At 40.5% G+C, this 16,735-nt stretch carries 9 protein-coding genes; all 9 read right to left on the bottom strand.

Translation table 11 applies throughout. The annotated features are described in order from the left end of the window. Nucleotides 1-26: 26 nt before the first annotated feature. A complete protein-coding gene (locus tag LQ227_RS00495) occupies nt 27-1,214 on the bottom strand; it encodes a glycoside hydrolase family 88 protein (protein WP_230147755.1) in 1,188 nt (395 codons plus the stop codon). 5 nt (nt 1,215-1,219) lie between these two features. Beyond that, nucleotides 1,220-3,082, bottom strand: a complete 1,863-nt coding sequence (locus tag LQ227_RS00500) for an alpha-L-fucosidase (protein WP_230147757.1) — start codon at nt 3,080-3,082, stop codon at nt 1,220-1,222. After that, nucleotides 3,082-4,248, bottom strand: coding sequence for an alginate lyase family protein (locus tag LQ227_RS00505; protein ID WP_371824736.1), 1,167 nt, complete (start codon nt 4,246-4,248; stop codon nt 3,082-3,084). Before LQ227_RS00505 ends, LQ227_RS00500 begins: the two co-directional genes overlap by 1 nt. A gap of 1 nt (nt 4,249) precedes the next feature. Next, complete coding sequence (locus LQ227_RS00510; RefSeq protein WP_230147759.1) at nt 4,250-6,397, bottom strand: TIM-barrel domain-containing protein; 2,148 nt, start codon at nt 6,395-6,397, stop codon at nt 4,250-4,252. A gap of 126 nt (nt 6,398-6,523) precedes the next feature. Next, nucleotides 6,524-7,309, bottom strand: a complete 786-nt coding sequence (locus LQ227_RS00515; RefSeq protein WP_230147761.1) for a hypothetical protein — start codon at nt 7,307-7,309, stop codon at nt 6,524-6,526. Between the two features lie 56 nt (nt 7,310-7,365). Continuing rightward, entirely contained in the window at nt 7,366-8,925 is a 1,560-nt protein-coding gene (locus LQ227_RS00520) for a RagB/SusD family nutrient uptake outer membrane protein (protein WP_230144195.1), read from the bottom strand. A gap of 7 nt (nt 8,926-8,932) precedes the next feature. Continuing rightward, nucleotides 8,933-12,052 carry a SusC/RagA family TonB-linked outer membrane protein gene (locus LQ227_RS00525; protein WP_230147763.1) on the bottom strand — a complete coding sequence of 1,040 codons (3,120 nt, stop codon included), beginning with the start codon at nt 12,050-12,052 and terminating at the stop codon, nt 8,933-8,935. 562 nt (nt 12,053-12,614) lie between these two features. Further along, nucleotides 12,615-15,191 carry a glycoside hydrolase N-terminal domain-containing protein gene (locus LQ227_RS00530; RefSeq protein ID WP_230147765.1) on the bottom strand — a complete coding sequence of 859 codons (2,577 nt, stop codon included), beginning with the start codon at nt 15,189-15,191 and terminating at the stop codon, nt 12,615-12,617. Nucleotides 15,192-15,776: 585 nt separating this feature from the next. Continuing rightward, the gene (locus tag LQ227_RS00535; protein WP_230147767.1) at nt 15,777-16,571 is read right to left on the bottom strand and encodes a heparin lyase I family protein; all 795 of its coding nucleotides are present in this window, start codon (nt 16,569-16,571) and stop codon (nt 15,777-15,779) included. Nucleotides 16,572-16,735 lie beyond the last annotated feature (164 nt).

Genomic DNA, 16,735 nt, shown 5'->3' on the forward strand with positions numbered 1-16,735 from the left:
TATTTAATCGGTAATTCGTTGGACAGCTATCTTTTATAGTTTTTATACCTTAGCAGTGCTTCTAAATAATAATAATCGGCATAGTTTAGTGGCACATCTACCTCGCTATTCGATGGTTTTGAGCCTGTGCTGTGCAATAAGATAAAACCTTTGGCCGTTCCAATCGGCGCAATGTAGTCTGTACTTAAACTTTTTAAAATCTGGTTTGCTTTTTCATAATAATCACTTCCTTGATTGCTGTATCTGCTTAATTCATATAAGCCTGAAGCCATAACAGCAGCAGCTGATGCATCTCTTGGCTCGTTCGGGATTTGAGGTGCATTAAAATCCCAATAGGGCACTAAATCTTTCGGCATATTTGGATGGTCGAAAATAAATTTTGCTATACTATCTGCCTGTTTTAAGTAAATTGGATTTTTAGTGTAACGATAGCACATGGTATAACCATATAAACCCCATGCTTGTCCGCGGGCCCAGGCAGATTCATGACTATAACCTTGATGGGTATTCTTTTTCAGCACAGCACCTGTATTTGGGTCGTAATCGATTACATGATACGAGCTGAAATCGGGGCGAAAATGATTTTTCATGGTGGTATTAGCATGGCTTACCGCAATTTTATGGAAAGATGAATCTCCGGTTAGTTTCGTCGCTTCAAATAACAGTTCTAAATTCATCATGTTATCAATAATTACAGGGTTTACCCATTTATCCCTGCTGTGGTCCCAGGATAATATCACGCCTGTTTTAGGGTTAAAGCGGGTGGCCAAAGTTTTTGCAGCTTCAATAATTACCGCTTTATCATGGGCACTTCCAGTTAGGCGAAATGCATTACCTACGCTGCAAAAAACCTTAAAACCCATATCATGCGTGGTGCCATTGGTTTTTTCTTTTTCTATAAGGGTGGTAAACTTTCTGGCCGCTGCTTTCCATTCATCGGTTTTATAATACTCATCCAAATACCAAAGTACCCCCGGAAAAAATCCGCTTGTCCAATCTCTGCTCGCCACCAATTTTAGCTTTCCATTGTCTAATGTCCTTGGCGAAATTAGTTCTGGTTTGGCAGCGTCGACAGCTTTTTCCACTTCCTGCAACATTAATTTGGTTTGAGCAGCAGCCTGTTTAAATGCTTTTTTAACATTTACTTTTTGTGCAAAAACACAGGTTTGTGTGGCTAATAAAATGATTGTGGCAATACTGTATTTAAGTTTCATCGTAATTAATTTATAGGAATTAACTGAACTTCTAAAAGTTTCATTAATTCATTCTTTGAAATGCTATCTGGATTTATATTGATGTGATGTATTCCTTTGGCTAATTGTATTTCTCCAATATTTTGTGAGATCACTTTATCGCTGGTTAGTACATTTTGTTTAACTTCCTGTTGATCAATCTTAAAATTATAGCTTCCTTCAGCGTCTTTATCAGCTAAATATTTAATGATAATTTTAAATTTTTGTGGAAACGATGTTCTAAAATCCCATTTGACTGTCTGCCCCATTTTCTCCCATCCTTCTACATAAAAACGATCGGTTTTTCCATCTCCAAACTTAAATCCGTTACTTAAATCGGCATCAAAGGCCAATAATCTGGTTACAGCGGTATTTGTACTCACATAATGTAAATTATCGGCTTTTAGTTGTCCGTTTAAAGCCACAACAATTACGGTATTAGCGGTATCAGGTGCTTTTTTTGGCACATTGATATAGAAATCGCCATCACCAAGAGCTTGCGTGATTAATGTGTGTTTTTTAACATCGGTTAAAAAATAAACCTTATCCATTTTAGATTTTAAGCCTCCCACATATAATTTTCCATCTTTAGGCCAATCAAATACATGTAAATACAACTTATTTTCACTTTGTGTAGTTACACCCCAACTTTGTAAGGGCATTATCGTTTTATGGGTTTTGTAAATACTTTCGGCATTTTTAGCTACCCATTTTTCAATTCCTGAAAGTATCTGTGAATCTTTAGCGTCAAAAGTACCATCGCCCTTTGGCCCCATATTTAAGAGTAAATTACCATTGCGAGCGGCTGCTTTAGCTAAAAGTTGAATGAAAAAATCTGACGTTTTATGTGAATTATCATATTTACTATATCCATACGATTCGTTTGTGGTTGGAATAGCTTCCCAATCTCCTTCTACCGGATAAAATTCGGCTGGCCTGTCTGCAGTATTTTTATAATCTCCAAAATTGGCACTTGCACTTCTTACCAACCTCCCATTTACCACTACATTTGGATCTGTCTCTCTAATGGCTTTTAAAATCCTGATGTTTTCGGAAAGCGGCAATTTTTGTGGTGTATCAAACCATAAAATATCGGGATGGTACCTGGAAAGCAATTCTTTAATTTGTGGGATTGCTTTTTCATCCACATATTTTATTGCCTTTGGCAATAACTCCGGATGCGCTACATACCAATTTACACCACCATATAAACCTAAATCTCCGCCCGGATTCTTGTATTCCCAATCGTTGCCGGGCGCATCAGGATGTTCCCAGTCAAAAGCATGTGAATAGTAAAAGCCAAACTTCATTCCGTGTTTTTTGGCTGCCGCCGCTAATTCGGCCATTGGATCTCTTTTAAATGGCGTTTGAGCCACGATATTGAAATCCGAAACTTTTGAATCGTACATGGCAAAGCCATCATGATGTTTTGCCGTAATGATAAAATAATTCATTCCTGCTTTTTTAGCGTCTAAAATCCATTTATCTGCATCAAAAAGAACTGGGTTAAACTGATGGGCAACTTCTAAATACGCTTTTTTCGATATTTTTTCCTTGCGCATTAAGTGTTCTGCATAACCGCTCACCTTTTTGCCTTTCCATTCTCCGGCAGGCAAAGAATATACGCCCCAATGTATAAACATGCCAAACTTAGCGTCTCTCCACCATTTTATGCGCTGCACATGTGTTTTCATAGAAGCTAAATACCAGGTATTAACCGCTTCATCAACTGCCTTTAGATCGCGGTCTTTCGCCTGATTAAACATGTCTTTATCCTCATCGCCATTTACCTGAGCAAATGCAAAAAAATGGCCAAATACCAGGGTTGAAAGAATAAATAGTTTCTTCATTACATCCATATTAATGGGTTTCTAATGGGTAAGTTCCTAATTACCTCTTCATCTTTTGGTTGATGATCTAATTTTTTCCAGGTTTTAAACCAGGCTTCATTTTGATAGGCATTTGCGCCAAATAGTAAGAAGGGTTGGGCAACCGGCCAGTTTTCCCAATGCATTACATCTTTTTGAAAAGGCCATAGCGATTTGTCATTCACAAAAGGATAGAGATATTCAATTCCTTTTTTTATACTTCTCCCATCTGTCAGTTGAAAAGTCCATAAATTGGTTTCGTTATCGGATAAGATTTGACAAAGTGTAGCCATCGCATCTAAATTAAAGAGCGAATAGCCAAATGGTTTGGTACGTTTAGTTTCTCTCGGGAAACTGCCATCTGCTGCCATTTGGTTAGGTAAATGCACCGTTTGGTAACGTTCTCTACAAAAATTAAGTAGCGCTTTATTTTTGGTAAGCCTGGCAAATGAAGCCACTTGCATGGTCCAGCAGGTTCCGTGATTGTTTTCGGCGTTCATTTCATCTTTACCATATTGATGTGTAGTCAACCAGGTTAAATATTCAGCGAACCATTTTTTTATAGCTGCCAATGCCTTGCTATCTGCGGCTTTTGAATCTTGCATCACTAAAACGCCTTGCGCAACCTCCATCAATTGTATGGTGTCTATAATGCCAATTCCCCGCCCGGTAAATCTTCCTTGTATGGCTTGTGCAAACAACAGATTGGGGTTCATTAACGTTTCTGTGTTTACAAACCATGCTTTTAAATGTAGAAGTGCATGTTTAACATACTTTTCATCTCCCGTAATTTTATAAGCTGATGCCAGGGCGCCGATAATTTTACTGAAACGGATCAGTGCATGGCGATGGGCAACAAAATTATCGGGATTGGTTAGCCCATCTTTTTGAATATAAGGCGCTTTTGCGTTGTTTGGATCTGGCCACCAGTAATCGCCTTCCGAAAAGTAATCGTGTTTGCCACCTGCACTTCGTGGAGAACTTTGTGCAGTAACTGTTATTGGCACCTGCACTAAAGCCCATTTTGCTTCTTGTAAAATTTGCTTTTTCAGCACTTTAGCCGCATCAGCAGTATAGGCATCATCCGCTTTAGCCTGAAAAGCAAAAACAAAGCATAAAAACAGCGCATATTTAATTTTTAGCATCATGTTATTTAGTCATAAACGTAAAACTTACTTTACCAATGGTATTGGGTTTTCCTTTTTCAGGTGCAGAGATGCTTCCCTTTAACTTACCGTTCCTCAGTCTTTCAACTTTAATTTTTCTCCAGGTAAAAGCTCCTTTTTCAAAGTCAAAAGTCTCCCCATCATCATCATACAAATTATATTCACTGGCTTTTTCTCCATAGTGACGGATTTCTAAATCTACTTTTTCGCCTAATTTTGGTGCATGCAATAAAGCAGGCATCATGGGTATAATTCCTCCATCTTTAACGTATACCGGTATTTTATCCAGGCCAGGGCTTGCGGTAATCACCTGCCCATCGCCAACAAAAGCGCCCGTGTAAAAATCGTACCATTTACCCTTTGGCAATATCACTTTCCGTTGGGTTTGTCCGGTAAACATTGGGGCAACCAATAAATATTCACCTGCCATGTATTGGTCTTTTATTTCCTTGGCAATCGCTTCTGCGTAAGGATTTTCTTCTAAATTAGCACTACCCGCTTCTGCTTTTGCCTCTTGCTTAAAACCATCTTCCAAATTCATTCCTCTAAATGGGGGTATACCTTCAAAATGGTATTTTGCAGATTCGCTGTACCAATAAGGCATCATCCTCATCCTTAATAAAGCATATTCTTTTACCTGTTTTTCTACATCGGGGTAAGTCCAGGGTTTTGTTCCGCTTGCCCAGGCATTAATCATGGCCATAGGCGAAAAAACATTAGACTGGAACCTTCTTAACCATTCTTCGCCGGTTTTGGAAGCCCTTACCTCGGGTGTCCACAGTACACCGGCAAAACCACTGTTAATGAGTGCGGTAATAAAATCTTCATGATTATAATAATCATTATAAATTACGTAAGGGAATGAGGTTCCTCCGCCGTTTGATGCCCTGACTAAGCCATAGGTACGTTTGTTGCTTTTTCTGAACATTTCTGCCGAGTAACGCTGCATTAATAACCCGTAAGTTTGCCGCATCTGCTCGGCACTGGTACCCGAAGGGAAAGTGGCCACATCTGGCCATAAATAATAATCATATCCGTCAACTTCATCAATTTTATATCCACTTATTCCGATAGCTACCTGGTCTTTTTGCAGCTGATCAAAAAAAAGCTGCTGTGCTTTTGGTAAAGTAAAATCGGGTACTTCACCCAACCATACGGTATGCGAAGCTGTTAGGGGCCTAATATCTTTATAAAATGGTGCATCCGGCGAAACGTAAGGGTTAATCCAAAGATTCAGCCTGATCCCTTTGGCCAACATATTTTTCACAAAAGCACCCGGATTAGTGAACCTGCTCTTATCCCATAAAAAACTGCCTGGATAAGCTTTACTTTGCCAGCCAGGCTCGAGGCCTACAAAATCTAAGGGATAGCCCTTTTCTTCAAAACTATTTACCTCTTTTTCTACGTCGGCAGCAGTTGAACGGGTCATTACCCTTTGTGTAAAACCGAGCCCCCAACGCGGTGGTAAATAGCCGCCGCCGTTAAATAAATTATATCTTTTAACAGCATCCAACGGTTTAGGCCCAGCAAAAACGTAAATTTCTACACCAGCCGCCGGAACTAAAATTTCTACCTCATCGCCGTTGTTTCGGGATGACCAGCTTTTATCAGAATTTCTATCCTTTGGTATGGGAAAATTTTTACTGTCTTTCCTCATTGCAGTACCTGCCCATACTTTAAGGTATCGTGCCGAATTGATAAAAACGCCGTATCCGTTTGATGAAACATAAAAAGGTACCGGAGCATGCGTTCTGCCATTATCTTTCCCACCATAATGATCTACATGCAGTTCCAAGATCTTTCCCCGCTGGTGTATGGTTTGAAAATTTAATCCGAAACCGTAAAGTTGCTCGGTTTTGTCAAGCGGGATTCTTAAATAAGTTTTGCCATCGTTAAGCTGTGCTGTTATGGGTTGATCAGAGAAAGGAAACATAGCATCCCCTAATCTGCCTAAAGATTCTTGATTTGGTTTAGCACCCGAAGCTTTTAAAAGATCATAAGGTTCGGGAATACCAAATACGCCTTTCCATACACCAGGCGCTACTGGTGTCCAGGTGATTCCCTGAGCATTTAAACTAAAATGCAGGTTTAATAGCAATACGGTAAAAAGTAACAATCTGATCAATTTCATGGCGATGTTGATGCTAAATACATGCAGTTGGAACCTCCGCTGGGTATATTCTTTTTGCGGTATAGGTTATGGTAGAAAACAATAAAAACCGGGCACATATTTTATGCCCGGTCGGTCTTCCACAGGTTACAATGAGGGTGCCATCGATGCCCCAAAAACGTGTACAATGCCATTGGTAGCCACATAACCAGCACTGCGGTCATTGGTTCTGTTGTTATGCACAATTGGTGCCTGATCGCTGTTATTCAATATTTTCAGATAAAAAATGCCATTTTCGTCAAAGCCCTTGCCATTGTTGGCATAACCCAACATTGATGATTTGGACAACACCGCATTTGCGGGAAGAATTGATTTTACAGGGACATTATTGGCATTGAGATTATCGAAATTATACTTGCCCTGGCCTATCAGGTATAAGAAATAATTCTTTACATCTTCTTTCGGGTAATCGCTCCATTTGGTTGCAGGCTTGGTTATAGGTAGGCCTGTGGTGGGATTGATACCAGTAACAATTGGATAATCGAACCACAAACCTGCTGTTGGTATGTTGCTGGTTGTTACCGTTACGCCATTGGTTACTTTCGTTGGTAGTACCCTAACCCCAAGGTTATGCAGGAACAGGAAAGTACGATCATTCTTTTCATATTCTGCAAGGTCTATACCTGCATACTCGAGGCCCAGCTTCATATACTTAAAAACGGTATCAGTCGGATCGTTTGCCATGCCCGTACCTGACGCCCTGTCTTCCAGAAACTTACGGGCCGATACACCAATATTGGGATCAAGCGTTTTCTTTACATAATCGTAATCTTTCTGACGTTCCAAACCGAACATTTTTCCACAGCCACTTTGGCTAATCGCGATCAAAATCAATAAAATTGATGGCAACATGCTATTCTTAAAAACTTTCATTTCTATATTATTTACGGCCTGCTGTTATAGACAGGCCCACTGTTAAAAATTAACCATTACTCGCCATAACCAGGGTTCTGTACCAGTTTTTTATTGGAATTCATTACTGCCCTGCTCAATGGCCAATAAGAACGGCGCACATCAGTAAAACCTACAATATCAGTGTTGCCATTTCTAAGCTGGCGGTCTTTTAACACCGGATCCATAACTTCTTTCACTTTGTTTGTTCTTACCAGGTCGAACCAGCGTTTACCTTCGCCGATGAGTTCGTACTGGCGCTCTTCTAAAATTGCATTTTCCATTGCTGCTTTAGCATTTACCTTAATATCGGTTGCCAGATACTGATCTACATTTGCCCTTTTCCTCACAAAATTTAAATATTTAAGTGCGTTCGGCAAATCGTTGTTTCCGTTGAGCGCTTCGGCATAAAGCAAGTAAATATCAGATAACCGGTACATTGGTAAATAAACCGGAGTATTCTGATTGTAATACAGGTTTAATTCTGTAGTAGGTATTGCCCCAACAGGGTTTGAAGGGCTTGGATAAAATTTAAGGAAACGATCGCGGTTGTTTAGGGCCGGATTAGCAACAGCATATACATCCAGTGTTTGTTTAGGCCTGATATCGTTGGTATGAACAGGTTGAGTCTGAGGCAAAAAGTAACTGGCGTACAAAAGTGGATCGAGCTGCATCTGCCTGTTATTGGGCGAATAAGATATCTGCATGCAGGCGCAACTGTTTGTGGTAAAATCCCAGTGGATAGACCAGATGGTTTCTATGCTCGCAGCAGGAGCAGTAAATATACTTTTCCAGCTGGCTGTTGGTTCCAGGTTGGCATCGGATGTACCGGTATAAAGTGCACCTTTTGGGTTTTTTGCTTTAAATAGGTTGTTTATCCAAAGAATGGCATTGGTATAGTCTTTTTTCCACATATAGGCATCTGCCAGGGCTGCACAAATAGCTCCTTCATTCATATAGTATACTGATGCATTCTGATTTTTAACCGTTAGGTCATAAGCTGTTTTTAAATCCTTGATGATCACATCGTCGAGAATTTGGGATGCTTTGGTTCTTTCCCGCTCTGCGGCAACCTGGCTATCTTCGTAAGGTTCCAACCAAACCGGCGCATCGCCCCAAACCCTTACCAGGTAAAAATAAGCTATCGCCCTTATGGCATACGATTGTGCAAGGTTAGCATTCACAATTGCCTGGGTAACATTGTTATCTAAAGCGGGTACACCAGGGATGTATTTGATGTTACTGTTCGCCCTGGCGATCACAGTATAAAGCCTTGACCAATCTGCATACGGATTATCTGTGGTAAGGGCATTAAGGGCAATTTCCGTAGTATAAGTATTGGTGTAAGAGAGAAAACGGTCGAAATTATCGGCCCTGAATTCGCCCCAATAATGATAGCGATCGTTAAACTGCGATTCGCCCACCATGGTGAGCTGAAAAGCAGAATACATCCCGGCCATAGCCGCATCAATATCATATTTAGATTTATAGAATTTATCGCTCGACACCTGCGAAACAGGCGCCTCTGTAAGATATTTTTTGCAACTGCCCATAGCGAGCAATAGCATGAAAATACAGGTATATTTTATTGTTTTCATATCCTTATTATAAACTGATGTTTAAACCAAATCCAAGTTCTCTTCTTTTAGGGTACTTTCCTGTGTCATCACCAGGGGTTAAAGGGTTAGAAGTGCTAAATTCAGGATCATAGCCCTTGTAGTTTGTCCAGGTTAACAAATTTGTACCATATATAAATGCAGTTACCCCTTTTAGGTAAACCCGTTTTGCAAGCGCAGGATCCATGCTATAGGCAAACCTCATACTCGCAAGCCTGATAAAGGAACGGCTTTCCAGATAGGCACTGTTACCGTTCGCCTTTAAATTGCCTCTTGAAGGTCTGTTCGGATAATATGGATATTTTGCAATATCGCCAGGTTTCTGCCACGAATTATACAGCACATCAGGATTGCCAGGGCCGGTATTGGATGGATTGTTAGCATTATACAACAGGGTATTGTAGATATCTCCACCTATAGATGCATTAAACAGCACATTCAACGAAAATCTTTTGTAGTTAAATGTATTACCAAAACCAATATTAAACTTAGGTTGGGCATTGCCGATCACATGGCGATCTCCGTCATCTATTAAACTGTCTCTTTTTATATTTGCCCATTCCGTATCTCCGCCAACAAGTTTACCTGAAGGATCGTATAGGTTATGAACCGTTCCACTGTACGGCTGGCCGTTTAAAGTGTATTGTGGTTTTCCATTCACATACACAGGTTTGTTATCTGCACCCAATACCACGGTCAATTTATCCCAGCTATCGTTATAGGCATTCGATTCGTTCCATTGGTAAACGCCCAGGTTTTTCCAGCCATAAAAATCACCGATTTTTCCACCCTCCTGAACATACCACTTGTTACCTGCAATAAACGGAACACCGCCTGCCAGTTCTTTGATTGTGCCCCTTTCGAAATAAATATTAGCATCTATGTTCCACGAAAAATTCTTTTTCGAAATCGGCGTACCGGAAACGGTAAATTCTATCCCTTTATTAACAATTGAACCAAGGTTAACGATAACGGTTGAAAAGCCGGTTTCTTTAACCAGCTGGCGCTGGTATAATAGGTCTTTCGATTCTTTTTCATAAAGTTCGCCGGTAAAGTTTAATCTTCCTTTCAAAAATGTAAGATCCAAGCCTAGATTTTTCTGGATTCCTGTTTCCCATTTAATCAGGCTGTTGCCTATCGAAGTATTATAGGCTGCGCCACCTACCCCATTATAATTTCCCTCAAACTGTACTTTTGTAATTGCACCATAATCCTCGATCTGATCGTTACCCACCCGGCCATAACTCGCACGGATTTTGGCATCATCAAGAAATGATTTAGACCAGTCCATAAACTTTTCTGCTGAAAAACGCCAGGCCATCGATCCTGAATAAAAGGATCCGCGTTTGTTCTCCGGGCCAAAACGCGAAGAACCATCATTCCGGTACACCGCACTTGCATAATACCTGCTCTTATAATCATAGTTTACCCTGGCAAAAATAGCCTGGTTGGTATTGGCCGTGCCCGTGGTATAGGTTTTAGAGCCCGTAAGATAAGCTGGCAGTGTAACGGTAATTTCTTCACTTGCTGCATTCAGGTATTCCAGATGAAATACACTTTGCGTTCTACGTATGGCATTTGCACCCAATGTTGCACTTAGGGTATGGTCTTTAAACTTCTGGTTATAGTTAAAATAGGTTTGTGCTTCGTATCTGAAATTTTTGGTCAGTTCATTTATACCGTTGTTTGTATTCCGGTTTGGACTTACATAACGTGGCGCAAAAAATGTATACTGTGGATTTTCGTAAGCCAGGTTAAAAAGTGTGGTCCATTTAATATGCTTGGTAATATCAAAATCCAGCTGGTTGTTGATCTGTGCCGAATAGGTTTCGGTTTTATTGATTTCGTACATTGCATTTGCAACAGGATTCCGCTTCGAGGCAATGTAACTTGTTAATGCGCCATCGGGATAATAGATCAGTGAGTTTGCCGGCCTGTCGAAAATAACATTTACCGTTCTTGCAATGGGTATTTCATTCTTGGTTTGATAATAGAGCGAGAAATTGGAAGTATACTTCAGTTTTGGCAGTGCCTGATAGGAGATATTTAACCTGGTTTGAAGTGATTTGGCAAAACTGTTGATCACGATCGATTTATCATCGATATAATTAACACTTGAATAATAATTAAAGGTTTTAGAGGCTCCTGCCAAACTCGCATTTACCTGGTTGCGCTGGCCGGTATTACCCAACAACAGATCCTGAAGGTCATTATCTGAATTAAAAGAAACGTTTAATGAATCTGTATTTGAACCAGCGGTGATCAATCCCCCATTTTGCAGCCTTCTAAAGGCCCTAACCTCTTCAGAGTTGCTCTGAGGGAGTTTATGTGCCAGCTTACCAAACAAGTGTGTATACTGCACATCAACGCGGGGTTTACCTTCAATACCTTTTTTTGTGGTAATTAAAATTACCCCATTTGCGGCCTGTGCCCCATAAATAGAAGCAGAAGCTGCATCTTTGAGTATTTCGATGCCTGCAATATCCAATGGATTAATGTTTCGGCCATTGTCTGTAATTACACCATCAACCACATAAAGCGGGCCTGCACCACCGTTTAAAGTAGTAACTCCTCTAATCTGAACCGTTCCTTCACCGCCAGGACCACCATCGGTAGTGACGGTTACGCCTGATGCTTTTCCCTGTAAAGCATTCAAAAGGTCTACAGGCTGCCGCTCCTGGATATCTTTGGCCGAAACAGAAGAAACCGCAGAACTTAGGTCGCTTCTTTTAACTTTACCACCAAAACCGATTACAACCACATCGTCTAACGCGCTTGATGCGTCTTCCAGCACAATGTTCATTGCTCCTTCGCCAACCTTCCTTTCAATGGTTGTATACCCGATCATGTTAAACTGAAGAATGGCATTCGGGACTACAGAAATGGTAAACTTCCCGTTATTATCAGTCGATACGCCACCGGTTTGATCTTTTACCCGAACCGTTACCCCTGGCAGGGCTGCCCCGCTACGGTCTTTTACAGTTCCCGAAACCTTAGTTTGTCCCTGGGCAGAAAGATCAGTGTTGATCAAAGTGAGCAAACACGCAAATATGGCTACCTTAAGCAGCATTAAATGCGCAGAGAAAAATCTTGTAAATTTTCTTTTCATACCGCTGAATTAAAAGTTAGTGGAAAGTAGACTGGAGAGACAGGCCGAACGGCCCGATGGCTGACGTTTAACAAATGACTTGTAAAAAAACGCCAATGGTTCTCAAAACCTGGGTAATTTCTGTTACTCATACGTTTTAGTTTTATATTTGGTTACTGCAATTAAAGGATAAAACAAGAAATAGTTGGCGCAAGAATTGGCGAATTAGTCAACTATTTTGGCAAATATCTTTTCCGCACTCAAAAATCCTTTCCTAATGAAAATGGCTATATTTATCCCTTCCAGACATGCCTGGCGCTAAAATTGCATGGTTAACCCAGAATATAATTTTTAAATTGCCTGTTAATGATGATGTCAAAATAGCTTTTAAACGGATCTGGTGCGGCGAACAGAGCAGCAAAACAACTTAATCGACTGAAAAACAAATATTTACCACAAAACAAGCTCAGCAAAGAAAAATAAATTGGAATAGCACCGCTAATGAATGCAAAATCTTTGCATGAAATCGGGTAACAAAAAATAAATTAATCCACTTTTAGGACTGTACGCAATGGCTACTTAATTAATCAGCAGAAGTGATTAAATAGGTCTCTCCTTTTTTAACGTTGAGCTCATAAACATAACTCTGCTTTAAATTGAGTGGCTGCAAGGCTGTTTTGCTATGGTTAAGGTATTGCGTTTCCACAACATTTTCAATACCGTCTGTTCGGGGGGCTGCATCCGAATTGTTAATCTTAATTTTCGTAAATGTCCTGATTTTACATTTTCCGGTTCTGTTTGCTTTAATGGATGCCCTTTTGAGTATCCCGTTGGCCCATTGTATTCCTACATTGTAATCTCCTCTTGCTTTAATTCCCGATATTTTTCCCGATAGCCATGCATCAGGCAGTGCAGGAAGCAAAACCAGTTCGCCATAATGGCTCTGCAGCAACATCTCTGTCATCCCGGCGGTAGCTCCAAAATTACCGTCGATCTGAAAAGGAGGATGTGCGTCAAAAAGATTTGGATAGGCTCCGCCACCGCTCATCTGTCCTTTTGGCGAAAGTGGATCAATATAATTTAATGCCGATAGCAGTACCTGATAAGCATGATTACCATCCTGCAGCCTCGCCCACCAGTTTGTTTTCCATGCCATAGACCAACCTGTACTCACATCTCCACGATGCAATAAAGACTGTTTTGCTGCCGATGAAAGTGCCGGGTTTTCATAAACATTGATCTGTCCGGCAGGGTAAAGCCCGTAAAGCTGAGAAATGTGTCTGTGCTGATCTTTAGGATCATCCCAATCCTGAAACCATTCCTGCAACTGTCCGTATTGCCCAATCTGATAAGGATATAACCTGTCTTTAGCCTGCTTAAGTTGCTCTGCAAACGCATAATCGTTTTTCAAAACCTGCGAGGCCTGTATGCACTGTTCAAAAAGTTCCCGGATAATCGACATATCCATTGTAGAGGCAATACTCAATTGATAGGCTTTGTCCTTTATTTTAACTACATTCTCGGGAGAAGTGGAAGGATTGGTAACCAGATAGCCCGTTTTAGGATCCGTTATTAACCATTCCAACATAAATTCTGCTGCACCTTTCATTAAAGGATATCCTGTTTTCTCCAAGAAAAGGGTATCATTGGTGTAACGATAATGTTCAAACAGGTGGGTGCTTAGCCAGGCTCCGGCCATGGGCCAGCAGGTTTTTCTGGGCATTTCCCGCTCCTCTTTATCAAAGGCACCAACCGGAGAGGTTTTGGCCCAGATATCCGAATTGTGATGCGCTACCCACCCTTTACTGATGTTATAATTTACATTGGCTGTTGCTGCCCCATTAACCGAAAGGTTTTTGATGAGATTAAATAAGGGCTCATTACACTCGGTAAGATTGGTGTTTTCTGCCAGCCAGTAATTCATTTGTGTATTGATGTTGGTGGTATAGTTACTGCCCCAGGGCGGCTGCACCAGATCATTCCAGAGGCCTTGCAGGTTTGTAGCCTGACCGCCTTTTCTTGAGCTTGAAATTAACAGGTACCTTCCATACTGATAATAGAGTGTCAGCAGATTTTGATCGGGAACTGGGCTGTTCTTAAAACGCAGCAACCGTTCGTTCGTTGGCAACTGGTCCGATTTCAGATCAGCATTTCCCAATTCAAATTTTACCCGGTTAAAAAGGTTTTGATAATCACTTACATGGTTGGTATAAAGCCGCGAACTGCCTTTTTTAATGGCCTTGTTCATATTTGAGCGCGTTTGTGCCGATGGATCTTTACCTGCTAAACCTGCCGACTTATTAAAACCGTTAAAACTTGTTGTACCTGTTAGGTAGATCACCACTTCTGTTGCCTTGCTTACCGTTAAAGCAGAAGGAGTACTTTTCACGGTTCCACCAACATTTGCCACCTTCAGCCTGATCTGAAAATTCATTCCTTCTTTTTCATCGTACACCACCTGTTGCGGATCATAATCTCTTGCTGCCACATATTTTGGCGCTTTACCGTTCAAAATCAACTGGTGTTGATCTGCGCTTGCAACAGTATATTTCAGTTTGCTCGTTAAACCAGCACTGAAACTAATTGAATTTGCCTTATTTGCCGTTATCTTCATCACCAATACCTGATCGGGATAACTCATATAAGTCTGCCGGGTATAATTAATTCCGTCTACGGTATATTTTACCAACGATACCGCATTAACAAGATCAAGTTCGCGGTAGTAATTTGTAAAAGCCGTATTTTTATGGTCAAAATCCAAAAACAAATCACCCATAGGGAGATATCTTGCCGAATATGGTCCCTGCATTTTGCTCCATAGTGACGTAGCTTTTAGATAATCACCTTCGAACATTGCTTTCCTTACCTGAGGTAGCAGAACTGGCCCATCAGGGTTATTTCCAGGGTCAGGATAACCAGACCATAGCGTACTTTCGTTTAGCTGTAACCGTTCCCGCTGCACATTTCCGAATACCATGGCACCCATTTTTCCGTTGCCTAAAGGCAGCGCCTCTTCCCAAACCCCGGCTGGCTGATTGTACCAAAGTTTTAATGGTCTGGAAGTATTTTTTTGAGCGTTAATCCTTGTAACACCAAGGCATATCAAGCAAACAACTAACTTAAAAATTAAAACATTTTTTTTATTACTGATGATCTCCATATCAGGATATGATAAATATTTGGTTAGGACCGGTTTATTCGGCCATTGCTTAAAAAAGCTTCAAAACTAATACAGCCTGCAAAAATTATAGATAAACAGCATTGCCTATCTCTTACTTTCTGTTTATAAAATAACGGAGTCCGCATTATATTTTAATCTGCAACTACGTCATAATTCATCGTTTTTTTTTAATCGGAATTATCCATTTAGTCAACAAAATTGACATCAGCTGCCAACCTCATATTTAAAACTAAGCCAATTTTGTTTAATATCCTTTAAATATGATTGACTAATATGCATCGATTTAACATTATTTGTATCAATCAAGTATAAGCCGATTGCTTTTTTTAAACCCTCTGTACTAAAGACCTGCCGAAGCTTAAACCACGATAAACAACTAGATAAAATCATTTTTTTACCGATGACGAAAATGCTGAACTTAATCTGTCTTACTACTTTTACTACGACGGTCAATATTCGAAGCCTACAAAGTGGAGATGAACTCATAATTGGCGTAATTGCCAAAACCGACTAAAGGAGGATAAGAAAAGACAAGCCTAGCGCTTGCCTTTTCTTACATTGATTTTACTGAGCTGCATCGGCATAAGTTGTACCGATTCTTATTTTTTTAACAAAATGCGTTGCCTGCGAAGAATCGCCACCATATACACCCCATTTCGGATCACAGTAATCAACATCTAAAGTTCTGCAATATAACCGCTGACTACCATTTGCAAGAGTCTGTTTAACGCCATTGTACCAGAATTCAATATAGCCCACTGCAGGATCTCTGGATACTTTCATCCTGATAACGAATTTAAGCCAGGTGTTAACGGCCAGGGTGGTAGACCATGGTACTGTGGCCACGTGGTTATCGTCGAAATGCTGCAATTCGAGGTTTCCTGATTTGGTTCTGAGCATCAATGGATGATTTTGTAGCGATCCGGTAGTTGGATAGGATTTCCATTGAAATATGGCCTCCGTTTTTAGTGTAGTGGGCATATAGATTTTACTGGTCCAGCCAATGTATATTTCATCCCCATCCTGTGCTTCATAATTTTTGGCACCATGCCCTTCTGTCCTATGGCTGTTAGCAGGCTTTAAAAATTTCCAGGTTAGTGTGCCTGTCTCATCATTTACGGTAGTCACCGTTCCTGTACCTTCAATGTTAATGTCTTTCCATACGTTGGCCGATCCGTTGGAGGCATCACCATTAAAAAGCACAGACATAATTTGTACTCCTCCTGATGCGGTGTTTTGCTGCAGCAAGGCTTTATCAGTTTTTTCTGCTGAGGTTTCCGTTGTTGCTTGTTTCTTGCAGCCATACTGCATTACCGTGGCGCAGGCAAGCGCCAGAATAACTGGTTTAAAAGTTCTCATAAGGTTATTATTTTGGTTAGTAAGATTTAAATTTAGCGTCTTAATTTAGGTCATTATTCTGCACTATAGGCTATTTAATCAGCTGGATTAGCATAGAGATGTTTCTTAGTTTTGAGTGCATAGCGTTGGTTAAACCTTCAGCACTAAAATGGATGTTCCGCTTT

Origin of the sequence: Pedobacter sp. Bi27, assembly GCF_918698255.1 — a bacterium.
Lineage (GTDB): Bacteria > Bacteroidota > Bacteroidia > Sphingobacteriales > Sphingobacteriaceae > Pedobacter.

Excerpts from the sequence above, each read along its gene's own strand:
- LQ227_RS00495 (WP_230147755.1), bottom strand. The coding sequence starts at position 1,214 with ATGAAACTTAAATACAGTATTGCCACAATCATTTTATTAGCCACACAA.
- LQ227_RS00500 (WP_230147757.1), bottom strand. The coding sequence starts at position 3,082 with ATGAAGAAACTATTTATTCTTTCAACCCTGGTATTTGGCCATTTTTTT.
- LQ227_RS00505 (WP_371824736.1), bottom strand. The coding sequence starts at position 4,248 with ATGATGCTAAAAATTAAATATGCGCTGTTTTTATGCTTTGTTTTTGCT.
- LQ227_RS00510 (WP_230147759.1), bottom strand. The coding sequence starts at position 6,397 with ATGAAATTGATCAGATTGTTACTTTTTACCGTATTGCTATTAAACCTG.
- LQ227_RS00515 (WP_230147761.1), bottom strand. The coding sequence starts at position 7,309 with ATGAAAGTTTTTAAGAATAGCATGTTGCCATCAATTTTATTGATTTTG.
- LQ227_RS00520 (WP_230144195.1), bottom strand. The coding sequence starts at position 8,925 with ATGAAAACAATAAAATATACCTGTATTTTCATGCTATTGCTCGCTATG.
- LQ227_RS00525 (WP_230147763.1), bottom strand. The coding sequence starts at position 12,052 with ATGAAAAGAAAATTTACAAGATTTTTCTCTGCGCATTTAATGCTGCTT.
- LQ227_RS00530 (WP_230147765.1), bottom strand. The coding sequence starts at position 15,191 with ATGGAGATCATCAGTAATAAAAAAAATGTTTTAATTTTTAAGTTAGTT.
- LQ227_RS00535 (WP_230147767.1), bottom strand. The coding sequence starts at position 16,571 with ATGAGAACTTTTAAACCAGTTATTCTGGCGCTTGCCTGCGCCACGGTA.